Source organism: Acinetobacter sp. 1125_18A, assembly GCF_052824985.1.
Genome location: NZ_VTDG01000017.1, coordinates 44,941 through 67,798 on the forward strand (window position 1 = coordinate 44,941; position 22,858 = coordinate 67,798).

The 22,858-nt window shown below is 37.4% G+C and carries 21 protein-coding genes; 10 read left to right on the top strand and 11 right to left on the bottom strand.

Annotated features, from left to right (window positions below; all coding sequences use genetic code 11):
• Positions 1 to 155: 155 nt before the first annotated feature.
• On the bottom strand, positions 156 to 812 hold the full coding sequence (locus FY049_RS19825; RefSeq protein WP_056515873.1) for an FMN-dependent NADH-azoreductase: 657 nt from the start codon (positions 810 to 812) through the stop codon (positions 156 to 158).
• Between the two features lie 153 nt (positions 813 to 965).
• On the opposite strand from FY049_RS19825, the gene FY049_RS19830 reads away from it, so the two are divergent.
• Positions 966 to 1,823, top strand: a complete 858-nt coding sequence (locus FY049_RS19830) for a LysR substrate-binding domain-containing protein (protein WP_267461075.1) — start codon at positions 966 to 968, stop codon at positions 1,821 to 1,823.
• A 272-nt stretch (positions 1,824 to 2,095) separates the two neighbouring features.
• Here the strand turns inward: FY049_RS19830 and FY049_RS19835 are convergent, their stop codons facing one another.
• The 3 genes from FY049_RS19835 to arsC all read right to left on the bottom strand — a co-directional run bounded on the left by FY049_RS19835 (position 2,096) and on the right by arsC (position 4,351).
• Positions 2,096 to 2,347, bottom strand: coding sequence for a YfhL family 4Fe-4S dicluster ferredoxin (locus FY049_RS19835; RefSeq protein ID WP_446084213.1), 252 nt, complete (start codon positions 2,345 to 2,347; stop codon positions 2,096 to 2,098).
• 9 nt (positions 2,348 to 2,356) lie between these two features.
• Positions 2,357 to 3,757 (bottom strand): prephenate-dependent tRNA uridine(34) hydroxylase TrhP, encoded by a 1,401-nt coding sequence (gene trhP, locus FY049_RS19840; RefSeq protein ID WP_333667018.1) that lies wholly within the window; start codon positions 3,755 to 3,757, stop codon positions 2,357 to 2,359.
• Between the two features lie 165 nt (positions 3,758 to 3,922).
• Positions 3,923 to 4,351 carry an arsenate reductase (glutaredoxin) gene (gene arsC, locus FY049_RS19845; protein ID WP_224965156.1) on the bottom strand — a complete coding sequence of 143 codons (429 nt, stop codon included), beginning with the start codon at positions 4,349 to 4,351 and terminating at the stop codon, positions 3,923 to 3,925.
• Positions 4,352 to 4,449: 98 nt separating this feature from the next.
• On the opposite strand from arsC, the gene FY049_RS19850 reads away from it, so the two are divergent.
• Positions 4,450 to 4,773 (top strand): ArsR/SmtB family transcription factor, encoded by a 324-nt coding sequence (locus tag FY049_RS19850; RefSeq protein WP_151956871.1) that lies wholly within the window; start codon positions 4,450 to 4,452, stop codon positions 4,771 to 4,773.
• Positions 4,774 to 4,779: 6 nt separating this feature from the next.
• Positions 4,780 to 5,856, top strand: coding sequence for an ACR3 family arsenite efflux transporter (gene arsB / locus FY049_RS19855; protein ID WP_151956872.1), 1,077 nt, complete (start codon positions 4,780 to 4,782; stop codon positions 5,854 to 5,856).
• A 28-nt stretch (positions 5,857 to 5,884) separates the two neighbouring features.
• On the opposite strand, the gene FY049_RS19860 is transcribed toward arsB, so the two are convergent.
• Complete coding sequence (locus FY049_RS19860; protein ID WP_004721728.1) at positions 5,885 to 6,289, bottom strand: Cd(II)/Pb(II)-responsive transcriptional regulator; 405 nt, start codon at positions 6,287 to 6,289, stop codon at positions 5,885 to 5,887.
• A gap of 168 nt (positions 6,290 to 6,457) precedes the next feature.
• Between FY049_RS19860 and FY049_RS19865 the strand changes: the two genes are divergently transcribed.
• Positions 6,458 to 7,093, top strand: coding sequence for a cation transporter (locus tag FY049_RS19865; RefSeq protein ID WP_004721726.1), 636 nt, complete (start codon positions 6,458 to 6,460; stop codon positions 7,091 to 7,093).
• A 72-nt stretch (positions 7,094 to 7,165) separates the two neighbouring features.
• Here the strand turns inward: FY049_RS19865 and FY049_RS19870 are convergent, their stop codons facing one another.
• Complete coding sequence (locus tag FY049_RS19870; protein WP_004721724.1) at positions 7,166 to 8,014, bottom strand: hypothetical protein; 849 nt, start codon at positions 8,012 to 8,014, stop codon at positions 7,166 to 7,168.
• A gap of 261 nt (positions 8,015 to 8,275) precedes the next feature.
• On the opposite strand from FY049_RS19870, the gene FY049_RS19875 reads away from it, so the two are divergent.
• Entirely contained in the window at positions 8,276 to 8,857 is a 582-nt protein-coding gene (locus FY049_RS19875) for a TetR/AcrR family transcriptional regulator (RefSeq protein ID WP_004721722.1), read from the top strand.
• Between the two features lie 617 nt (positions 8,858 to 9,474).
• Here the strand turns inward: FY049_RS19875 and FY049_RS19880 are convergent.
• Both FY049_RS19880 and FY049_RS19885 read right to left on the bottom strand, forming a co-directional pair.
• Positions 9,475 to 10,203 (bottom strand): hypothetical protein, encoded by a 729-nt coding sequence (locus tag FY049_RS19880; RefSeq protein WP_224965157.1) that lies wholly within the window; start codon positions 10,201 to 10,203, stop codon positions 9,475 to 9,477.
• 357 nt (positions 10,204 to 10,560) lie between these two features.
• Positions 10,561 to 11,262, bottom strand: coding sequence for a hypothetical protein (locus tag FY049_RS19885; protein WP_004721717.1), 702 nt, complete (start codon positions 11,260 to 11,262; stop codon positions 10,561 to 10,563).
• Positions 11,263 to 11,569: 307 nt separating this feature from the next.
• Here FY049_RS19885 and FY049_RS19890 point away from each other — a divergent pair, with 307 nt between their 5' ends.
• The 3 genes from FY049_RS19890 to FY049_RS19900 all read left to right on the top strand — a co-directional run bounded on the left by FY049_RS19890 (position 11,570) and on the right by FY049_RS19900 (position 17,362).
• Positions 11,570 to 12,214, top strand: a complete 645-nt coding sequence (locus FY049_RS19890; protein WP_004721716.1) for an RluA family pseudouridine synthase — start codon at positions 11,570 to 11,572, stop codon at positions 12,212 to 12,214.
• A 139-nt stretch (positions 12,215 to 12,353) separates the two neighbouring features.
• On the top strand, positions 12,354 to 15,191 hold the full coding sequence (gene rapA, locus FY049_RS19895) for an RNA polymerase-associated protein RapA (protein WP_105714262.1): 2,838 nt from the start codon (positions 12,354 to 12,356) through the stop codon (positions 15,189 to 15,191).
• A 476-nt stretch (positions 15,192 to 15,667) separates the two neighbouring features.
• Positions 15,668 to 17,362 carry an AMP-binding protein gene (locus FY049_RS19900; protein WP_224965159.1) on the top strand — a complete coding sequence of 565 codons (1,695 nt, stop codon included), beginning with the start codon at positions 15,668 to 15,670 and terminating at the stop codon, positions 17,360 to 17,362.
• Positions 17,363 to 17,525: 163 nt separating this feature from the next.
• Here the strand turns inward: FY049_RS19900 and FY049_RS19905 are convergent, their stop codons facing one another.
• The 3 genes from FY049_RS19905 to fabR form a co-directional block, all read right to left on the bottom strand.
• Positions 17,526 to 18,542, bottom strand: coding sequence for an AI-2E family transporter (locus FY049_RS19905; protein WP_105714264.1), 1,017 nt, complete (start codon positions 18,540 to 18,542; stop codon positions 17,526 to 17,528).
• Between the two features lie 261 nt (positions 18,543 to 18,803).
• Positions 18,804 to 19,634 carry a 4-hydroxy-tetrahydrodipicolinate reductase gene (gene dapB, locus FY049_RS19910; RefSeq protein WP_056515840.1) on the bottom strand — a complete coding sequence of 277 codons (831 nt, stop codon included), beginning with the start codon at positions 19,632 to 19,634 and terminating at the stop codon, positions 18,804 to 18,806.
• A 44-nt stretch (positions 19,635 to 19,678) separates the two neighbouring features.
• Positions 19,679 to 20,374 carry an HTH-type transcriptional repressor FabR gene (fabR, locus tag FY049_RS19915; RefSeq protein ID WP_004721706.1) on the bottom strand — a complete coding sequence of 232 codons (696 nt, stop codon included), beginning with the start codon at positions 20,372 to 20,374 and terminating at the stop codon, positions 19,679 to 19,681.
• A gap of 142 nt (positions 20,375 to 20,516) precedes the next feature.
• Between fabR and FY049_RS19920 the strand changes: the two genes are divergently transcribed.
• Together FY049_RS19920 and FY049_RS19925 are read left to right on the top strand one after the other, a co-directional pair.
• On the top strand, positions 20,517 to 21,584 hold the full coding sequence (locus FY049_RS19920; RefSeq protein ID WP_446084214.1) for a ferredoxin reductase: 1,068 nt from the start codon (positions 20,517 to 20,519) through the stop codon (positions 21,582 to 21,584).
• A gap of 12 nt (positions 21,585 to 21,596) precedes the next feature.
• Complete coding sequence (locus tag FY049_RS19925) at positions 21,597 to 22,691, top strand: fatty acid desaturase family protein (RefSeq protein ID WP_004721703.1); 1,095 nt, start codon at positions 21,597 to 21,599, stop codon at positions 22,689 to 22,691.
• Positions 22,692 to 22,858: the final 167 nt, after the last annotated feature.

The window sequence follows — 22,858 nt, forward strand, 5'->3', positions numbered from 1 at the left end:
GAAAAGCAAGCCAAAGTGTCCCAATGAGCACTTTGGCTTGTCTTAACATTTATCTCATGTTTTACCCTTGATAGGAATTGAGTTGCTAACAGCTCAATTCCTTTTTTTGTTGGAGATTGAATGCTATTGAATAGAGCTTGCGAAAATAAGCTTTGTTAATGTTGCAGCTCTTGAACAAGTGCAATGGTTTTCTGTTCTGCTGCTTGGATCGATTGTGCTAACAACTCGCCACCAAATTCCTGATACTCAATCGCAATTTCATGAAATTTTTCGATACCAATAAAATTGAATGCTGTTTTTATTGCGGGTTCAGCATGATTGGGAAATGGCGCATCAACTGCATCAAAGTCATGCCCACCACGGGCAGAAAGGATAATCATGGTTTTTTGATGATCTAACAGCCCTGAGTAAGGTTGTTCTTTGCTGAGATCAAATGTGTAGGTTTTATTCATTCTCACGATGTGATCAATATAGGCCTTTAAATGTGCAGGTGGGCCAAAGTTATACATTGGCACACCAAGCACAATAATATCTGCCCAGTGCAATTCCTCGATAAATTCATTACTCAGTTGTAAGCGTTGTTGCGCCTTTTCTTCAGATTCTGCATAGCCAAATTCAGAAATGATCCACTCTTCATCAATATAAGGCGGTGGGTTTTGACCTAAATCACGATGTTTAACTTGTACAGATGAATCAATTTCATTCCATTGATCAATAAATAATGCGGTTAAGCGTCGGCTTAAAGAACCATGTGGGTGTGTACCTGAAATACCTGTTCTTAAACTAGTATCTATTTTAAGTATATTTGCCATGATCATTACTCAATTTGTTGTTTGTTCAAATTGATTTTTATAGAATATGGAAAAAACAACAAACGATAAAAATACATGTTATAACTGAATATAATTCATTTATATTTTACACGGTGATCTTTGGTGGTTTTGCATAATTCCTTGGAGCAGTTGTTGGCCTTTCAGTATGTTGCTGAACAACTCAGCTTTAAAAAAGCAGCAGACCAATTGTTTTTAACACCTACCGCCTTAAGCCATCGTATCAAGAAGCTGGAACAGCAATTGAATATTCAATTATTCGAGCGGCGTACACGCTCGATCAGCCTGACGCCAGAAGGAGAGTATTTGCTTAAGCATGTGCAATCAGGTTTTGGGCAGATTCAAACGGCTTTGTTTCAACTAGAGCAAAATAAACAAAGATTATTGACCATTACCACAACACCATCCTTTGCAAGTGAGTGGATTATTCCCTATTTGCCAGAGTTACAAAGTCGCTTTCCCAATATTATGTTTCGGGTACACGCAAGTTATGACCTCGTTAATATGACGTCTGGTCTCTATGATTTAGCGATTCGGTATGGTTCAGGGGGCTATCAAGATGTTGATGCAGAATTATTAGCAGTTGATGAATATGTTGCAGTCGGGCATCCCTCTTTGGATATTGCAACTATGAACTGGACGACTGTGCCATTGATTCACTTTACCTGGGGAGATGAATACTGTCCAAATCGAGTCAATTGGCAGAAATGGTTTGAAAAACAAGGCTTACATATTCAAGCAGGGCAAGCGCAGGTATTTTATACGCAAGAAAGTCATGCAATTCAGGCTGTATTGTCTGGGCAGGGGATTGCATTATTAAGCCGCATTTCGATTGCCAATGATTTACAACAAGGACGGCTGAAAATTGTATCGCCGTGTGTTGAAACGGCATGGAATTACTATTTTTTAACTTTGCCAGATGCTGATTTTATTGTGAATGGAGTCAAACAGTGGTGTAAGGAGAAGTTTTCGCAAAATTTTGCCTATGAATAAAGATCTATGAATTTTTTCGTCGCTTAGCTTTTTGCTTAAATTACCTACCTTGAAATTAAAATTTAAATCAAACGTGATTTTTTAAATAAGAAAAAAGCCAAAGTGTTCCCCAAATACACCTTGGCTTTTCCCTAATGTTATTGTTTTCCCCTTTTTATGAGCTGTGTTGCCATACAGCTCAGCTCCATTTTCTTTATTGTTATTATTATCTGAACCTATGCGTTAACTAAGCAAAATACGTTCCAAGATTAGAATTGGTGTCGCATTTTGTCTTAACCAAACAAACTTAGATAATGAAAGCGATTTAATAATTGCGCTTTGCTTTCTATATGTTGTGGATTTTGAACAATACATTCAATCGGACAGACATCCACACAGGTTTGATGTTCATAAAATCCGACACATTCAGTACAACGCTGTGTATCAATTTCATAGAACTTTTCGCCCTCAAAAATTGCCTGATTGGGGCATTCTGGTACACACACATCACAATTGATGCATTGGTCTGTAATCATTAAAGCCATTTCGATATCCTAAACTGCTTGGTAAGCCAATGATGATGCTGAAATATCAGCAGTCGAATTTGGTAAGTTTCTAATTAATAAGGCATATTGCATATCAATATCGGCAGGAATTGGAATTTCTACAATATATCCTGAGCCTTTTGCATCTATGATCGGTTGTCTGTTTTTATCTAAAATTTCATAAAGAATAAATGTGATGTTGCCAGATGTGGTCATGAGTTCCATGGAGTCACCCACAACAAAACGATTCTTTACCTCAATCTTGATGTAATCATCGTTGCGTTCAAGCACTTCACCAACAAATTGTTGATGGTCAAACTGAGAAGAGCCAGTTGCATAGTTTTGATATTCGGTATGGACATGACGGCGTAAGAAACCTTCGGTATAACCTCGATTGGCTAAACCTTCGAGTTGTGACATTAACGCCCGATCAAAAGGTTTTCCTTGTAGCGCATCATCAATCGCTTTGCGATAAATTTGTGCTGTTCTAGCGCAATAAAAGTAAGATTTGGTGCGTCCTTCGATTTTTAAGGAATGAATGCCCATCTTGGTTAAACGATCTACGTGTTGAACTGCACGTAAGTCTTTAGAGTTCATAAAGTAAGTGCCATGTTGGTCTTCTTCAGCAGCAAACATGTCTTCTTTATGACGTTGTAATAAAACCGGTTCGCCAAATTGATGTTGTTGTATGGCGTGTTGCTCGTCGGCATCTTTATTGTTGCAACAGTCTGATGCTGTCTCCAGTTGTTGGACTGGAATGACATCCCCAGATGCATCTTCTGTTGCTTCGTGAATATTGTATTCCCAGCGACATGCATTGGTGCAAGCGCCTTGATTTGCATCACGTTTATTCATATAGCCTGAAAGTAAGCAACGACCGGAATAAGCCATACAGAGTGCACCGTGTACGAAAACTTCGATTTCCATATCGGGTACATTCTGTTTAATTTCTTCAATTTCCTCGATAGATAACTCACGTGACAAAATGACACGGGTGAGTCCCATATTTTTCCAAAATTTTACGGTTGCCCAATTGACCGCATTTGCCTGTACAGACAGATGGATGGATATTTGTGGGAAATTTTCTCGAACCAGCATGATCAAGCCAGGATCTGACATGATCAGTGCATCAGGTTGCATGGCGACCACAGGTTCAAGATCACGAATAAAATTTTTTAATTTAGCATTGTGTGGTTGAATATTCACCACCACATAAAATTTTTTGCCTAAGGCATGCGCTTCAGCAATCCCTATTTTTAAATGATCATGATCAAACTCATTATTACGAACTCGCAAGCTATAGCGAGGTTGACCTGCATATACCGCATCGGCACCGTAAGCAAATGCATAACGCATATTCTTCAATGATCCAGCTGGTGATAGGAGTTCAGTAATGTGTGAGATGCTCATATAAATGTAAAAGGCATACTAAAAATATGGTTTTATTGTAAGGGTTTGAAAATAAGATTCAACCTAGTAAAACACTCAGGATTAACTGGGTGAATTTTTATTAAAACACTTAATATTCAATATTTTATGTTTAATTAATTGGGTTTTTTGAAAAACCCTAAAAAATTATTTAAGCCTTTTTAATTGCTGATCGATAATAATTTCACCATCTTCTTTACTAAAAGCAGCACGCTGTGGCACAGATAAGAGATTTAAAACCAATTCAGATGGTCTACATAAACGAACACCCAATTCAGTCACGACAAAGGGGCGATTGATTAAAATCGGGTATTGCAACATAAAATTAATCAGTTGATCGTCAGTCCACTCTGCTTGATCTAGTTTTAAGGTTTTATAAACATCAACATTTTTACGTATTGCATCTCGTACCGACAAAGCAGATTGCTGAATCAAATCGATGAGTTGTGCTTTGCTTGGCGGATACTGTAAATATTCGATCACTTCTGGTTCGATACCAGTATTTCGAATGAGTGCAAGGGTATTGCGTGAAGTCCCACAGGCAGGATTATGATAAATCTTAATTTGAGATGACATCGATCGACTCTCTGTTAAAAAGCAATATTGCATTTATATATGGATATGCGTATATTCGCAATAGTGAATATGATAAACTATAAAATTGAGTAATTGCGATGGATCAACCCGATTTCTTTAAGTGCTTATCTGACCCAACTCGTTTGGATATTTTAAAACTTGTGTTGGCACAGGGGAATGTTTGTGTTTGTGAAATCACCGAAGCCTTAAATTTAAGCCAGCCAAAAATTTCTAGACACTTGGCCTTGTTGAGGAATTTGTCCATTTTACTTGATCAACGCAAAGGCCAATGGGTGTATTACCGTTTAAATCCTGAATTACCAGAATGGGCCAATGCTGTATTAAAAATAATTGCAGCGCAAACTGCGAATTCAGTTGTGGGTCGTTCAGACTTGATCCAGATCAACAGTTGTTGTGAGTAAGCTGTTATGAACTCAAATCAGTCAACTTCGCGGCTCTCTTTCTTAGATCGAAATTTAACTTTATGGATCTTTATTGCGATGGGATTGGGGATCTGCATCAGCGTATATTTCCCGCAGGCTACTGTGGCTTTAAATCGTTTAAGCCTAGATTCAGTCAATATACCCATTGCGATAGGTTTAATTTTGATGATGTATCCGCCACTTGCCAAAGTGGATTATGCGACCTTAGCTGAAGTCTTCAAAGATAAACGAACGCTGACTTTGTCTTTGCTACAAAACTGGTTAATCGCGCCGTGCCTGATGTTTGCCTTAGCGATTGTGTTTTTACATGCTTATCCTGAATATATGACGGGTTTAATTCTTATTGGTTTAGCACGTTGTATTGCGATGGTATTGGTATGGAATAATTTAGCATGTGGTGATAACCAATATGTCGCAGCTTTGGTTGCTTTTAATAGTATTTTCCAAATCGTCTTTTTTAGTACTTATGCTTGGTTGTTTTTAACAGTTCTACCACCGTATTTTGGTGTAGCAGGAAAAGTTATTGATGTTAGCTTCTGGACGATTACACATGCGGTTTTAATCTATTTAGGTATCCCATTTTTATTGGGCTTTCTAAGCCGGATCATTCTAGTTAAACGTAAAGGATTAGATTGGTATCAACATACGTTTATCGCTAAAGTCAGTCCGCTAAGTTTATTGGCATTGTTATTTACCATTGTGGCGATGTTTAGTTTAAAAGGGGCGGATGTAGTTAGCTTACCATTCGATGTACTGCGAATTGCCATCCCATTAACCCTGTATTTTGTGGTGATGTTCTTCCTGAGCTTTTTTATGAGCAAATGGATGGGCAATGATTATCCTAAAACTACGGCGATTTCTTTTACCGCAGCAGGAAATAACTTTGAGTTGGCACTTGCTGTCGCGATTGCAACATTTGGATTGGCTTCACCTGTCGCATTTACCACGATTATTGGTCCTTTGGTTGAAGTCCCTGTATTGATTGCGTTGGTCAGTGTTTCGCTATGGCTGCGCAAAACTGTTTTTAAATCGGCAGATGGGCTCAATCAGCAGAGGGAATAGCCGAAAGACCCATTCAACACAATGTAAATTATTCCGAAGCTTCAAGTTTTTTGACAATCTGACAATGATCAATGGTGGTGTTTGATGAGCAGGATTGACGTAATTCATGCAGTTGCGATTTAAAATGCTGTAATTCATATATTCGAGTTTCTACATGTCGAATATGTTCTTCAATCAATTGGTCAATGATTTTACAACCTTGTTCAGGATGTTGTAGATGCTCTAAAAGTTGAGTAATTTCATGTAAGGTCATATCTAATGCGCGGCAACGTTTAATAAAAATAAGCCGCTTTAATGTTTCATCATCATAATATTTATAATTATTATCTGCACGGTAACTGGATCTGATTAAATTTTTTTTCTCATAAAAACGCACAGTATCCGTCGACAGCTGAGTTTTTTTAGCGAGGTCACTAATTAAGTATTGCTGCATGGCTTATTTTCCTGAATCAACTTGACCTTGGACTAACTCCATAGTTTTAAATAGCAGTATAGCTGATTTTTTCATCATTGTTGACGCATGTGCTGATTTTCTTTAAAGCGCCAACTTGACTGAAAATAAGCAGATAAGTCCATTTATATTGAATCAAGGAGAAGTGTCATGGCGTGTACATGTAGTCATGAACCTGCACCACAGAAACCGAATAGCAAGTTTAGAACGGCTTTGTGGATTGCACTGTTTATTAACCTTGCCATGTTTTTTGTTGAATTGATTGGTGGGGCGTATGCACATTCTTCTGCACTTTGGGCGGATTCTCTGGATTTTTTTGGTGACTCGGTCAATTATGCCGTCTCTTTAGCGGTGTTAGGCGCAAGTCTGTACTGGCGAGCGACCGTTGCCTTATTTAAAGGGGCAATCATGGCAATTTTTGGTTTTGTCGTGATTGGCAAAACGATTTATGCTTATACGAAAGGGATCCCTCCAGAAGCGATTACCATGGGAGCGATTGGTGTATTGGCTTTAATCGCCAATGTGATTTCAGCCCTTGTGCTTTACGCTTTTAGAGATGGGGATTCCAATATGCAGTCTGTTTGGCTGTGTAGTCGTAATGATGCGATTGGAAATGTCGCAGTAATCTTTGCAGCACTTGGGGTGTTTGGTACAGGAAGCATGTTGCCAGATATTATTGTGGCTGTGATTATGGCGACTTTAGGCTTAACAGGCGGTTATCAGGTGATGAAGAAAGCATTACAAGAACGTAAACAAAATATGCCGACTCAACAAGTACTACAATGACGCTCATCTAAACCACAATAAGGTATTTTTGATCTCAGCAATGGGATCAAAAAACCATCATGAGGCAAGCGTTTAAATTTCAGTTATACGGGTTGCCATTTTGCTCCAAAAATTATTCCAGAGTTCTAAATACTCAGACTGGACTTGGTCCAAATACTGTTGGTTGTTTTGATCATAGCATTGTATCAGTAGGGTCCAAATGTCATCTTGATGGTTGTCATCATTGGCAAGGGTCGCGTCATTTTGATCAGCCAGCCCATGACAAGCATAATAACCTTCAATAAATTTACTGTTGTAAATCGACATGTTGTTGCGGAGTGCTTCACTAAACTTTATGACTTGCAATTCTGTACAAGCCAAAATGAGCAATAATTCTGTATAAGAATTGATATGTTGGTGAATAAATTGAGCCAATGCGAAAGCTTCTATTTCAGTCTGTTGCTGATCTAATGGATCTAATTCCAACTGCTGCATCAATTTTAAAAAATAAACCAGATGTGATTTGGATGCAGCGCTTTTTTCGAGTTGGTGTGTATTGAAACCCAGTTCATCAATTAAGTTTAGCGACAGTAAGTAGCGTGCATATATTTTAGCTGCAATCCTATTTTCTGGATGAATATTATGGTTTTTTTCGAGGCTAACGGCTTGATAAATTACCATGCTAAGTGCATCTGTAAAATTTTTAACAATCGCGGTAAAATAATTAATATGAATGAATTTAAGCTGTTCAAGCGTCAGCTGGCTTTGATTCAACTGGACTAATATGGGATGCTTAAATAAAATATGACAGTGTGTTTGCCGTTTTAAGTTTGCGATAGCTTGAGTATTTTGCTGCCATAATTCAGGTTGCAAGGAATTTTGAATGAAATGCAGCAACTCGAAACGAGTATGTTCAGATTGCGTGAAAGATAATATGCTCATATGCTGCATTAAAATTTTAATTTTGCCGTTTTTATAATAGTAAAAAACAATTTGTTTTGCTAGTATTTATACAGGTTTAATATTTTATATTTCATATACTTGCCTTTGTAGTCTTGATGTTTTTTTATAAAAACTCAGTATTCATATGAATTTAAGATATAATTCTTAGCATACACTTGAAGTAATTCGTATTTATGTGCTGTTCTTATAAGCTAATGCTTTAATTTTAATCTTAAATTTTTGTACATCAGGTAAAAACAAATGTCAAAAAAAGAGGACATCATTAATACAGCGTTGAATCTCTTTAATACATATAGTTATAATTCTATCGGTATAGACCGAATTATTAGTGAGTCTGGCGTTGCAAAAATGACTTTTTATAAATATTTTCCATCTAAAGCCAAATTGATTGAAGAATGTTTGGTCACGAGAAATCTCAATTTGCAAGAATCATTAGATGCTGCAATCGCTAAATGTGATCCACAAGATTATTTATCTCATATTAAAGCCATCTTTACATGGTACAACGCATGGTTTCATAGCGAAGATTTTAATGGTTGTATGTTCCAAAAAGCCGTAGAAGAAATTTCAAAAGTTTATCCGTCATCACTCCAACCTGCAACTGACTATAAAGAGTGGTTAAAAGGGCATTTGAGTAATGCGTTGCGTCATTTAGGTGTTAAACAAGATATTCAACTTGCTTCTTTCTTGTCGAGTCTTCTTGACGGAATGACGATTCAGGCGCAAATAGATCCTCAGCAAGTGTGTTTGGATGATTATTGGAGACGGGTAGAAACCCTGATTCAGATGGAATTGGCTTTAGCTCAACCGAGTTCAGTTTAACCTTTAAGTTTGTTGAAATCCTAGGTTGCAAGCATAAGTAATATTGATTTGCGCTTGCTGATCTGTTTAATTTACTACTTAAACTTGAAAATAAAAAAGCGCGACCACTTGAAGTGAATCGCGCTTTGCTGATAAGTTTTTTATATACCTAACAATTTATTGTCATAACAATAAATTGTTAGGTAAAGAGATGCTTGAAGCATCTTCTTATATTTATTCTTATACCCTCTGAATGCACTGGTCATTCGTTTTTTTCAGCAAATTATACAGACTTGTCTGTTTAGTTGGATTATAAAGATTTTGTTGTTTTTTACAACAGAATCTTTGTGAATTTGTTTGTTTTTTTATCAAACAGCTTAAAAGTTAAAAAAAATATCTAATTTTTGGTACTTTGCGTTTAATTTTATGAGTGCTGATCGAGTTTAAAAGCCAGTTCTTGACCTTGTTGATTAGGCTAGCAGAATTCTATTTATCTTTAAATGGCAGTAAATTGTTATACGCGAAGCATGTGGTCAAGAATTTGAAAATTGAAATGAATAATTGTAAATAAATATTAGAGATAAAAATAAAAGACCTTGAAAAATGCCTATACTGTTGGGAATATCAATATTTAAGCATTAGTGATTCATTTTTCGGGCTAAAATTCTAGGATCATTGCTATTGAGGATTTGTTCAATTTTGCCATTAGGGCGCTGAAGAATCGTTTGATCATGCGTATAGACTTTGCCATTGCGAGCAACCGCATTTTGATCATTGGGCGGGGTAAATAACCAAGTTTCATTTTGTGTTAAAGGATGAACCAATAAATTGAATTCAGTATTTGCTGGATATTGAATATCGCCTAAGGTTAATTTTTCTGTCAGTGTGCCATTTTCAATTCCGATGAGTTGTTTATTTTGATCCAAATAGACATTTGCCCATTGTAGGGAAACAGCTTTGTATTGGGTGAGAGGATTGTGAATCCGCCAGTAATCTGTAGAAACAAAGTTGTCTGGATATTTTTGATATTTAGAACGTTCAATATCTGCCTGTGCCACAAGTATAATATTTTCTAGCTGCGTATCTTGAGCAAGATTACAGTGCTCTAAACCAATGATGTTGCCAGCATCATCTAAATAGACTTGAATATAGCTCATCAGCTGACAATTCCAACCTTCGATCGTATCCTTACCTGTACCCATTAATGTGGTTGAACGATCATCAAAAAGTTCCAAATCAATACCACGAGGAATTTTCATGCTGTTAATTTGCAGCTTTCCAAATAATACGGGTTGGGGAAATTTGGCTTGTCTCAATGAGGTCAATTGATCGGGTGCAAATAATTCAAGTTCAGTCCCTTGTGGCATTTGAATGCCTAAAATTTTCTCAGGCGAACTTAATGTTTTATGTATGGAATGATGCTCTTTTTCAATCTCATTTTTTGTATATAGAACAAGGAAATAAAGTATCAAGCTCAAAAAAACGCAGAGTACACTACAGACAAATAGAGACTGAATAAAAATATTGCCATGCCTAAGGGTATTTCTGAATTTTGAGCTAAATATTAATCCAATCGCAAATAGACTAAAAATAATGGTCCCAAAGCCAGCGACAAAGAAAATCCAAAGATAGTTAAAAGAAAGTGGAATCATGCTATTGAGAATCGTATTTTTATATTTGCTAAGATTCAGGATATTGTATGCAATATCCTGAATTATTTTCAATCAATCAAAAATCTTATGAAGCGCTTGGAACGGTAACGTCACTACATCAAAAGCGACAGCAAAAGGGAATAACACCAGTTTATCTGCAGTTTTACTGCCAGCCTTTGAGTAATCTTTTACCTCTTGAGTGGTATAGATACTGACTTGATAGGGTTTACTCAGTGCTTTTAGTGATGAAATATTAGAAGCAGAAGGGTAAACCAGACCAGATAAGGTAATGTTAAAACAGAAACGTTGCGCTTTTAGACGTTGATCACTTGAGGTGGTGCATTCTTCTGCACCATTTTCAATAAAGAATGCACGATCTTGTTTAGTGACATCTTCAGAAAGTTTGACATATTTGAGTGGTAGGGTTCCTGAAAAATGCCCATCATTTTTTTCTGAATTGAAGGTCAGCGCTTTATCAATTTGAATAAATTTTGGATCAAGTCCTGTGATCACTTTGACAAATCGAGCACCACCACTGGTGATGACATAACTATTTTTTTGCCCTGCAATGACAATGCTGTCAGAAGGTAGGGCCGAAATTGCTTGTGATGGTTTGCCAAATGCTAAAACCGTATCATTGACCAATACGGTTTGAACATTACGGGTACGAACACCATTGTCTTTCTTTAAAAGGGTTGAAGTTGCACAGCCGGTCATGGCAAATGCGGAAATAATACAAATGGACAATGTAGATTTATAATTTAATTTATTCATATTTTGCTCATTTAATCTTAAGGTATTGTTTATACCATTAAAAAAATAGGGTGTTAAGTTTTTAACATACCAAAAAATAGACAATAATTTATTTTTTCAATGAATTAATCCACTTTCCCCACAATTGATTGGCAAAATGTATCTAAAGTTTTTGATTGTCTTGTAAATTGCCAATGAATTTAAAGCAATTGTACGATTTATTATTCTTTCTTTAGAATAATCGAATAAATCAGATAATTTTGATTGTAATTTCATTCCAAGATTCTTAGAATTGCCTGCTTGTTTGCGTGATCATTGGAACTGAACTTTGAGTAATTTTCTAACCGAACACCTGATCCATCGTGATGATGATTTTATGGTGATCCATAAGCCAGCAGGTATACTCACAGTTCCAGGAAAAACAGCAGATTTACAAGATTGTGTTATCAACAGATTATTAAAAATCGAGCCTAAGACTTTACTCATTCATCGTTTAGACCGCGATACCTCTGGGATTTTGGTATTTGGACTGAGTAAATGGGGACAAAAAAGTATTTCTAGACAGTTTCAAGAACGTCAAACCTCTAAAACCTATCAAGCTGTTGTTGCTGGCACTTTACATGGTGAAGGCACAGTTGATGTTCCTGTGATTTATGATCCAGAACATCCACCCTTACATATTGCAGATCCAGAACATAACAAGCCTGCATTAACACATTGGAAAGCAACCCAACATTTTCAAATTCAAGGACAGGCTGTAACCCGTGTTGAGTTAACACCAATTACAGGACGGTCACATCAGTTACGCGTGCATATGCAATATTTAGGACATCCTATTATTGGTGATACTTTATATGCAACTGTAGAACAACAGCAGCTTATGCCACGACTTTGTCTACATGCACAACAACTGAGTTTTCATCATCCTAAAACAGAGGAGCTTGTACAATTTGATTGTCCAGTTCCGTTTTAGTTTAGATTTTTAAGTTGAAATTAAGTCGCTCAAAATTTAATGAGCTTTATGTCAAAAAGTATTGCGTAATGGGTATAAACTTTGTTCAAATATTCTCCTGATTTGAGCAACCGTGTTTTAGCCCTAACATGAGATAAAGGTGGAAAAATTGCAACAATTTGCTATAGGTCAACGTTGGTTATCGGACACAGAAACTGAGTTAGGTTTAGGTGTATTGATTGACGTCGATGAACGTTCAATCAGTATTCTTTTTCCAAAAAGTGACGAAACTCGTGTCTATGCACGTAATAATGCCCCATTATCTCGTATTGTTTTTAATATCAATGATGAAGTTCAAGACCAAGAAGGCATCAAGTGGATTGTCGAGTCTTTAGACGATCGCAGTGGTGTGATTCGTTACAATGTTATTCGTACATTGGATAATGGTGAACAAGAGAAGAAAGCATTAAACGAAACGCGTATTGGCGCACAAATTCAATTGTCAAAGCCTTTAGAACGTTTATTGGCAAGCCAAATTGACTATAAAGAATGGTATGACTTACGTATTGAAGCGATGCAAATGCAAGCCAATATGCAAACGTCACCATTACGTGGTTTGGTTGGCGCACGTGTAGGCTTGATTCCACACCAGCTGTATATTGCACATGAAGTGGGTAAGCGATTTGCACCTCGTGTATTACTTGCAGATGAAGTCGGTTTAGGTAAAACAATCGAAGCGGGACTCATCATCCATCAACAACTCAAAACCGGTCGTTCTGAGCGAATTCTGATTCTTGTGCCAGATTCATTACAATATCAATGGATGATTGAAATGCGTCGTCGTTTCAATTTGAATTTCTCATTGTTTGATCTTACTCGTACAGCTTCAATCAAAGAACATGATCCTGAACTCAATCCATTCCTGACTGAACAATGTATCATTGCTTCAGTAGATTTGATGATTGACCATGATGATTTGCGTGAGCAAGCCATTGAAGCTGGTTTTGATCTATTGGTGGTCGATGAAGCGCATCATTTGATGTGGAGTGAAGAGGAAGGCGGTAATGACCGTTATGACCTTGTTGAAGAGCTTGCTGAAAAAACTGAAGGTGTACTGCTTTTAACTGCAACACCTGAACAGTTAGGTGTAGAAAGCCATTTTGCCCGTTTACGTTTACTTGATCCACAACGTTTTAGTTCGCTTGATCGTTTCCTTGATGAAGAAGAGCAATATCATCACACTGCTAAAATTGCTGAAGTGTTGATGTCAGATTTGCCACTTGAAGCGGAACATTTGGCAGCAGTTGAAAAATTATTAGGTCATCCGATTGAAGATCAGCCTGAACATCGTTTCCGCGCGATTCATGAACTTTTAGACCGTCATGGTACAGGTCGTATCTTGTTCCGTAATACCCGTGAAGCAATTCAAGGTTTCCCTGGACGTGATTGCCAACCAGCACCATTACCAGCACCAGAAAATTGGTCTAAAGATGGAAAATTACGCGAACAAATGTGGCCAGAAGAGCTGCAACTTGATGGCGCATGGATGGAAACAGACCCACGTGTTATGTGGTTGATGGAACGATTACGTTCTGATTTAAAACATAAAAAAGTATTGCTGATTGCACGTAGTGGTCCAGTTGTTGAAGCACTTGAAAATGCTTTACGCATCCACGCGGGTATCCGCACCGCAATGTTCCATGAAGGCATGAGCTTATTGGAACGTGACCAAGCAGCGGCTTATTTTGCTGAAGATTCTTATGGTGCACAGATTTTACTGTGTTCTGAAATTGGTTCAGAAGGGCGTAATTTCCAGTTTGCTTCTGACCTTGTGTTGTTTGATTTGCCTGCAAATCCAGATGTACTTGAACAGCGTATTGGTCGTTTAGACCGTATTGGTCAGGAAAATCGTATTCAGATTCATGTGCCTTATCTTGTAGGTACAGCGCAAGAGCGTATGTTCCGTTGGTATAATGAAGCGCTGAATATTTTCAGTAATATTTCGCCTACAGCACAAACCTTACAAGAAAACTTTATTGTCGATTTAAAAGATTGCTTATTGGATGATAAAGGCCAAGCCTTTGAAGAACTTCTTGAAGCGGTCAATGTACAGCGTCAAGCACTTGAAGTTGAATTGCAAGATGGTCGTGACCGTTTATTGGAATACAACTCATGTCGTCCGATCGTGGCACAAGAAATTGTTACTGCGCTTGAAGACTATGATGACAATACTTTGTTGCCAATGTTTATGAAGCGGTTTATGGCATCAACCAACATTGACTTTGATGAGCAAAGCAATGGTACGGTGATTATTAAACCAACCGATCAAATGCAAGTGCAAGGCTTGGATATTGACGAAGAGGGTATGACTGCAACCTTCTATCGTGATCAGGCACAGATCCGTGAAGACGCGCAATATTTAACACTTGAACATCCGTTTACTGAAAGTGTGATGGAAATTATCCGTACCCAATCTTTTGGTAGTACCAATGTTGCGATTCTAAAAACCAATGCACTTAAACAAGGCACGATTTTGTTGGAAGTTTGGTTTAAAGTGGATGTGGTTGCGCCTAAAGCATTAAATTTACCTTCTAGCTTACCGACACAATTGATTCGAGTGTTATTGACTGAAACGGGCCAAGATATTACTGCCAAGCTTGATCCAGAAATTATTAAGCCGTATTTACATCATTTAGATAGCAATAGCTGTCGTCAAGTGGTGAAAGCACGTCGTGAAGTGATTGAAGAACGCTATGCACAAGCTTTAGATATTGCTAAAGGTGTTTTACCGCAGTTAAAAGAGCAAGCTAAAGAAATTTACGGTAGCAAATGGCAATATGAAATTGATCGTTTAAGCTACTTAAAGCAATTTAATCCAAGTATTCGTGCAGATGAAATTGAACGTTTACAGAAATTCCAGAAAGAAGGTTTAAGTCTATTGGAAGGTATTTCTGTGACGCCAGAAGCGATTCAGGTATTGGTTGTGGTTAAACCTTAATTTAGTGTAATTTTATCTAGATTCTAAAAGCTCCTTTGGGAGCTTTTTTGATGTATATGTTATGCATATTTAAATAATCAATTATTGGGTTATTTTTATTTATTTGATTTTAAATGTAAAAGTTATAACCATTTATAAAAATTAATTCCTATTATTGCACCATTTATATGGTCATATCTTGTATGAGGGGCTATAGACCATGCATCAATGTCACCACGCGATAGAAACGCCATGTATCATTGGATGAGATCTACTTTACAACAATAATCAATGAAGGATTTACAGGGAGTTTGTTGTATACATCGCAACCGTTTTTATGCTATTAAAATAGTGTACTTTGATCTCGATTTGTTCCTTAGAGATAAAGTTTACTCACCCATGTAATTTGATCATTCAGTATTGTGTATCCAAATAGACAAGTTCTAAAGCAACCGTCTATAGCCAAGATAAAAACTTAAAATAATGGAAGAAATGATATGGAAAACAAGGATTTTGTTGAGTTTCATGATACCCATGTGCACTATCTACTTCATTGGGAAAAGCAATTACCGCAAAAAGATGTGTTTGTACAACCATTGGCCAATGGCAATGTGGTGCATTACACATGGTCGGAAGTTGCACAACAAGTTCGCAGTATGGCGAGTTATTTACAGTCTTTAAACTTGCCTGAAAAGAGTGCGATCGCAATTTATGGTAAAAATAGTGCGCATTGGCTTATGGCAGATTTAGCGATCTGGATGTCAGGTCATATCTCAGTCCCACTCTATCCAACACTCAATGCGGAAGGTGCAGCTTATGTACTCAACCACAGTGAAGCAAAACTCTTATTTATTGGAAAATTGGACGGTAAAGCGGATAGCTGGAATGAGGTAAAAACAATCATTCCACAAGATTTAGCTTGTGTGCGTTTGGCATTATCACCTGAATTCGACGCACCGCAATGGAATGATATTGTGCAATCTGTTGCGCCACTAGAAAACCCGGTATTACCCAATAAAAATGATTTAGCGACCATCGTTTATACGTCTGGCAGTACGGGTGTGCCTAAAGGGGTTATGCAAAGTTTTGCGACGCTTTTATCTGGCGCTCGTGAACTCAGATTGACTTATCAAGTGACAACATCTGATCGGGCCTTATCTTATTTACCACTTGCACATGTTGCTGAGCGTATTTTTATTCAATCTTCATTGATGGTTTGCGGTTTTACCGTGTATTTTGCAAATTCAATTGAAACCTTTGTCGAAGATTTGAATCGTGCCAAACCCACACTATTCTTTTCGGTACCACGCTTATGGACCAAATTCTATTTGGGCGTTAATGAAAAAATACCGCTCCATATACAAAAGATTTTATTCAAAATACCTGTGTTGGGTAAATTGGTTAAAAAGAAATTACTCACCAAGCTCGGGCTAAATCATGTCCGTTATGCATTTACTGCTGCTGCACCATTACCTACAGATATTATTTTATGGTATCGAAATTTAGGTTTAGAGTTGCTTGAAGTCTATGGTATGACTGAAAATTGTGGTTATTCGCATGTGACACGTGTGGGGCAGTTTGCCAGTGGTTATGTGGGGCATGCCCAACCGAAAGTGGAATGTAAAATTGATGAAAATGGTGAAATTCTAGTAAAAAGCCCGGGAACCATGTTGGGCTATTATAAAAATCCACAGAAAACTGCAGAAGATATGACTGAAGATGGATTTTTACGTACTGGGGATTTGGGCGAGATCGATGCAGAAGGGCGGTTAAAAATTACTGGTCGAATTAAAGATATTTTTAAAACAAGTAAAGGCAAATACATCATGCCAGTTCCGACTGAGCAAAAAATCGGAAATCAGGCCTTAATAGAATCTGTATGTATTGGTGGTTCAAGCCAACCACAACCAGTTGCCTTTATTATGTTGGCTGAAGATATCCGTAACAGTCTGAAGCAGAACCCTAAGCGAGATGAAATTGAAAACACCTTAAAAGCATTAAGGCTGAAGATCAATGAAGAACTGGAGGCCCATGCAAAAATCAGCTTCTTTGTTGTAGTCAATGAACCATGGACCATGGAAAATGATTTACTCACTCCAACGATGAAAATTAAGCGTAATAAAATTGAAAGTCACTATGAGCCATTTTTAGACGCTTGGGCACAACAGAAAAAAGAAGTGGTCTGGGAATAAAAGTTTTTAACTACATTCGCATTATTAGGAAAAAAGCCTGAATTGTAATATTGTTCAGTTCAGGCTTTTTTAATTCTCTTCTTTTACAAAGTAATACTTCTTACCTTTAAAAAGAAGGGTTTCTTGATGACTCAAATGATTTATGTTTTAGATCATTTCAGCTTTAAATCATTTCGGCTTGTTTAAGTTCTAACTTGATATAGGCATAGAAGATGGGGGCAACAATTAGACCCGCTAAGCCAAAGAACGACTCAAAGACTAACATTGCCAATAACACTTCCCATGACGCTGCATGGATTTTTGTGCCAATAATTTTGGCGTTAATAAAGTATTCCAGCTTATGGATAAAAATCAGATAAAGTAATGCGATACCTGCGGTAGATACTGAAATGGTTAAACCTGCCATCACAATAATGGTATTGGAGAGTAAGTTTCCGACAATTGGAATTAATCCAAAAATAAAAGTCAGGATCACTAAGGTGTTGGCAAAAGGTAAATGTATATCAAAAACTGGGAGGATAAGGTGAGAGAAAATCAAAAATAAAAAGGTATTGATTAACGAAATTTTAAACTGCGCAAACACCACATTTTTAAAAGATGACGAAAGATTCTCAATACGTGTGATCATGGCACGCTTAAATTCTGGCTGATCCGGCTGTGGACGCAGTTGGTTTAATGAGACAAGGATCCCCACAATCATACCAATCAGCATGGTGGCTAAATTATGTAAAAAGCCTGTTCCGGTACTTTTTAAGGTTGATAAATTATCTTTGATTAAATCAAAGGTTTGATCTTTTAATTCAGTGAGTGAATAAGGAATAAATCCGGGAATATATTGTGCCACTTCAAGTTGTAGCTTTTGTAAGGTTTTATCGACTTGGTCACTGATGGCATTGATTCCCGCACCTTGCAAATCATGTTGAACAAAGCTGATTAAGCCTGTGATGCTGAGCACAATCAAAGAAATAATAAAGATGGCTAGAATAATGCTAATGGTCAGGCGAGCTCTTTGACCATCAATATATCTTTCTGTAATGCTACCTAAACTATTGATGATTTCAAAAACAACAAAACCTGCAAAAAATGATGCTAAAAGATGCAAGGGAATCAGTAAAGACAAAAAGATCAGCATGAGTACGTAACTTGCAATAATACTTTGACGATCATTTAACAGTTTCATGTGAATAGAGCTCAATTATACAATTGATGTATAGGGGAATATAAAAATACCAAGTTAGATTTATATCACTCTAACTCGCGGCGAGATAGCTATTTTTAAATACAAAGCTTAATTCAATGTGAAAATATTTGACCTCAATACTGGGTGAAAAGTCTTTAAAAAACGTTATAGAAAGATAAAAGATCACGATCGCGTGATTGATCAGAAAAACTTTAATGTTGCGTACATTGAGCAGTACATTGAATAGTACATAGAGCGCTATTAAAGCGAGTGATTCAAATGAATTACGTCATGCATGTTATATAAGCCAGCGGGTTGAGAAATACACCACATTGCGGCACGAATTGCACCAGTCGCAAAGTTCATCCGATTGCTTGCAATATGTTTGATTTCGACCTGTTCCCCATGACCATAAAATATTGTGTTATGTTCACCAACAATGTCACCACCACGTATGGCTTGTAAACCGATCTGTTGGGGTGTTCGCTCAGCAACTTGAGCATGGCGTTGATAGACTGCTATATCACTGAGCAATTGCGCTCTGACTTGAGCAATCGCTTCTGCATACATCAATGCAGTACCTGATGGTGCGTCTATTTTTTGTCGGTGGTGTGCTTCAATGATTTCAGCTTCAAATCCTGTACCTAATAATTGGGCAGCAACTCGAACCAAATCAACACTAAGATTGACACCAATGGAATAATTGCCTGAATGCACGATAGCAATATCTTGCGCGGCTTGAGCAATGTGTTGATTTAATTGCTCAGATAAACCAGTGATACCAATAATCATTGGCTTTTTAGCGTGCTGACAAATTTTTAAATGTTGCGATAATGCTTCTGCTGTAGTGAAATCAATTACCACATCACAATGCTGAATGACGTCTTCCAAACGATCTGAAATAAGCACATTTAACGGTGCTAGATTGAGATACTGTCCTAGTTCATGACCAATCGCTGCACTTGCAACTCTTGCTGTAGCAACAGTAATGTTTAGTCCCGCATTGAGACAGGCCTGAACTAGCATTTGTCCCATGCGGCCAGTCACACCAAGTATGCCTACACGAATATTTTGTTGATTGTGACTGATCATTGGGTCTTGATACTTATATTTAATAGGCTATGAAAGAATAGGTATTATTTAATTTGCGCTTCGTCTAAATGACGCGAACCTTCGAGTAACATGCGAATCATCACCATGGTTTGTTCAGCGACTTCTTTACGTTCAGCAATCGGCAAATCAATCACCTTGGCACCCATATTAAATACCAGCTGAGTAATGGCTTTGGCGACTAAATCAGGATGGGTTAATTTACTGTGATTGATGCGTTCTATTCGAATCAAATCCTCTTGGAGTTCTTGTTGGAAATAATTAAGTTGTTTATCTACAGCAAGTTTATATTGCTTTGATCCTGTATAACCTTCACGCAGTAGTAAACTGAGGTTACCTTCATCGGCATCTAGTTGTTCAATAAATACTTCAACTGAACTACGAATAATACTGCTTTGTCTAATTGCCTTGATTCGAGCTTCATGCAAAATTTGACGGAGCACCACGCCTGAACGATCAATCAGTTCAATCGCCAACTCATCAATATCTTTAAAGTGACGATAAAAACTATTTGGAGCAATTCCTGCTTCACGAGCAACTTCTCTTAAACTTAAAGAGGAAATACTTTTTTGCGGTCCAATCAGATTTAAGGCGGCTTGGAATAATTCTTCTTTGGTAATAGTCGCTTTGCGTCCAACAGTACGTACAGAAACTTTTTCAAGCTCATGAATTTGATCTTGAAGGGTAGCTGGGTTCTGAGGTAATACGGACGTTGGATTCATAAAGTATCAAATAGTTAAAATATTTTTTTCATTATAGCCTTTGTCATTACATAAATGAAATGTCTAGATACAATACACGCGTATATACAAATATATATACATGTGTATAATAATTAAAAATCACTCAGATGGTGAGCCTAGTATGCACGCTATTGAAAAGCAAAAATCTCCCGTAAACGCTATATTTGATATGGTGTTAGGTACTCATACGACTAATTTTTGGCTACAGAAAATTAATCCATTGTGGTCAGTTCAACAAGCTTTGGGGAAAATTGTTGAAAAAGAACAATCCGCCGCAGATACGATCAGCTTAACCATCAAAATTAACCGTTTGTTTAAAATGGGGTTGGCCGGGCAGCATCATCCAATCGCTGTCGAAATCAATGGTCGTCGTTATGAACGTACCTATAGTCTGACTCAATTAGATACGCAACATGTATTACTCACGGCAAAAAAAGTAGAAAAAGGCATTGTGAGTAACTGGTTGTTTGAACATGCCCAAGTGGGTGAGGTGATTGAATTTGGTCGACCTTATGGTGATATGTTATTGCCTCAAGTTGCCAGTCCATTGATTCTGGTCGCTGCGGGCAGTGGTATTACGCCGATGTATAGCTTGATTCAGGCATTGGCAGCGAACCAGCAGCTTGATCGTCAGCCAGTACAATTAATGTATTGGGTTAAAAAAAATGCAGACGTTGCCTTTAAACAACAGTTTGAGCAATTAGCCCAACACTATCCCGATTTTAAATTTGATGTGTTCTATACCCAAGAAATACCTGCGGATGCACGTTTAAATAATGAATATTTACATATCATTAAAAATCTTGAGCAAAGCACAGTGTATGTATGTGGTCCTTCAGGTTTTGTGGCAACAGCTGAACAATTATTTGAACAGGCCAAAGTACTCAAAAGCGAAGCATTTAGCCTAAGCCCCGTGATTTCTGATGACACCGGTTTTATCAATGTCACATTAACCAAATCCAATAAAGTGGTTGCAATCCCCAAAGGTCAAGCCATTTTAGTCGGCTTAGAACAACAAAATATCAAACCAGAACATGGTTGTAGAATGGGGATTTGCAATAAATGCGCGTGTAATAAAGCACAGGGTGCCACAAAAAACTTAGTCAATGGTCAAGAAAATTTTGAACCGAATAATTTACTGAGAATTTGTGTGAATACTGCCCAAACTGATTTAGTTATTGATCTTTAAGCGAGTTTTATCATGAATATGCCAGTTAAAATTCAATATTTTAAAAACACCAAAAACCGTGAACTGACCCAGACTGAGCTGGATGCTTTAGCGCGCGAGCTGGATGCGATTAAGCAAGAAGTCTTAGATGATATTGGTGAAAAAGATGCCAAATATATCAAAAAAGTATATGCCGCTATTCGTTATAGCAGTATTTTAGGCCGAGCATGTTTATTTGCAGGTTGGTTCCCACCAGCATGGTTACTTGGTACAGGTTTACTGAGCTTTGCCAAGATCATGGAAAACATGGAACTCGGTCATAATGTTATGCATGGGCAATATGATTGGATGAATGATCCACGCTTTAAAGGTACAACTTACGAATGGGATATTGTTGGAACTTCTGACAACTGGCGCCAGACCCATAATTATAAGCATCATACCTATACCAATATCAAAGGTATGGATGATGATATCGGCTATGGTTTATTGCGTTTATTCCCAGAACAACGGTGGAAACCGGGTTTTTTATTGCAGCCTTTATATGCAATTCCATTCTGTTTATTGTTCCAATGGGGCGTTGCGATTCAAAACCTTGAAATTGGTAAATTGGTTTATAAACGTAAAACGTGGGCGCAATTTAAAGAAGAGTGGAAGCCGACTCAAAAGAAAATTGGTAAACAGTTTTTTAAAGATTATCTTTTCTTTCCTGTGATTGCTGGCCCGGCAGCTTTACCTGTATTTACAGGTAATTTAGTTGCCAATGGTATCCGTAATATTTGGACATTTAGTATCATTTTCTGTGGTCACTTTACCAAAGATGTCGAAGTGTTCCCTAAAACTGTTTTACAGGATGAAAGTCGTGGACATTGGTATATGCGCCAGATTCGCGGTTCTTCGAATTTAACTGGTTCAGAAGCATTTCATATTTTGACAGGTCATTTGAGCCATCAAATCGAGCATCATTTATTCCCTGAAGTACCTGCTCGTCGCTATCGTAAAATGGCGCCTAAAGTTGAAGCGGTATGTAAAAAGTATGGTTTAAACTACAACAATGCAAGTTTGTTTAAGCAATATGGTCAAGTCCTTGGACGTATTGTGAAATATGCATTTCCATTTAAAAAATAGTTGATTTGCTGAAGCTAAAGCCACTTTTAAGTGGCTTTTTTATTGTCAATGATTGGGTTTTTTAGTAAAGTTTATTTGACTGTTATAAGGGTTTGTTGACAATTCGTCTACGTCTACGTCTACGTCTACGTCTACGTCTACGTCTACGTCTACGTCTACGTCTACGT

What these genes read in the sequence shown, in the direction of transcription:
- FY049_RS19825 (WP_056515873.1), bottom strand. Translation starts at nt 812, where the DNA reads ATGGCAAATATACTTAAAATAGATACTAGTTTAAGAACAGGTATTTCA.
- arsB (WP_151956872.1), top strand. Translation starts at nt 4,780, where the DNA reads ATGAACTCAAATCAGTCAACTTCGCGGCTCTCTTTCTTAGATCGAAAT.
- FY049_RS19880 (WP_224965157.1), bottom strand. Translation starts at nt 10,203, where the DNA reads ATGCCACAAGGGACTGAACTTGAATTATTTGCACCCGATCAATTGACC.
- FY049_RS19835 (WP_446084213.1), bottom strand. Translation starts at nt 2,347, where the DNA reads ATGGCTTTAATGATTACAGACCAATGCATCAATTGTGATGTGTGTGTA.
- FY049_RS19925 (WP_004721703.1), top strand. Translation starts at nt 21,597, where the DNA reads ATGAATATGCCAGTTAAAATTCAATATTTTAAAAACACCAAAAACCGT.
- FY049_RS19875 (WP_004721722.1), top strand. Translation starts at nt 8,276, where the DNA reads ATGTCAAAAAAAGAGGACATCATTAATACAGCGTTGAATCTCTTTAAT.
- arsC (WP_224965156.1), bottom strand. Translation starts at nt 4,351, where the DNA reads ATGTCATCTCAAATTAAGATTTATCATAATCCTGCCTGTGGGACTTCA.
- trhP (WP_333667018.1), bottom strand. Translation starts at nt 3,757, where the DNA reads ATGAGCATCTCACACATTACTGAACTCCTATCACCAGCTGGATCATTG.
- fabR (WP_004721706.1), bottom strand. Translation starts at nt 20,374, where the DNA reads ATGAATCCAACGTCCGTATTACCTCAGAACCCAGCTACCCTTCAAGAT.
- FY049_RS19900 (WP_224965159.1), top strand. Translation starts at nt 15,668, where the DNA reads ATGGAAAACAAGGATTTTGTTGAGTTTCATGATACCCATGTGCACTAT.
- dapB (WP_056515840.1), bottom strand. Translation starts at nt 19,634, where the DNA reads ATGATCAGTCACAATCAACAAAATATTCGTGTAGGCATACTTGGTGTG.
- FY049_RS19865 (WP_004721726.1), top strand. Translation starts at nt 6,458, where the DNA reads ATGGCGTGTACATGTAGTCATGAACCTGCACCACAGAAACCGAATAGC.
- FY049_RS19850 (WP_151956871.1), top strand. Translation starts at nt 4,450, where the DNA reads ATGGATCAACCCGATTTCTTTAAGTGCTTATCTGACCCAACTCGTTTG.
- FY049_RS19885 (WP_004721717.1), bottom strand. Translation starts at nt 11,262, where the DNA reads ATGAATAAATTAAATTATAAATCTACATTGTCCATTTGTATTATTTCC.
- FY049_RS19920 (WP_446084214.1), top strand. Translation starts at nt 20,517, where the DNA reads ATGCACGCTATTGAAAAGCAAAAATCTCCCGTAAACGCTATATTTGAT.
- FY049_RS19870 (WP_004721724.1), bottom strand. Translation starts at nt 8,014, where the DNA reads ATGAGCATATTATCTTTCACGCAATCTGAACATACTCGTTTCGAGTTG.
- FY049_RS19860 (WP_004721728.1), bottom strand. Translation starts at nt 6,289, where the DNA reads ATGCAGCAATACTTAATTAGTGACCTCGCTAAAAAAACTCAGCTGTCG.
- FY049_RS19905 (WP_105714264.1), bottom strand. Translation starts at nt 18,542, where the DNA reads ATGAAACTGTTAAATGATCGTCAAAGTATTATTGCAAGTTACGTACTC.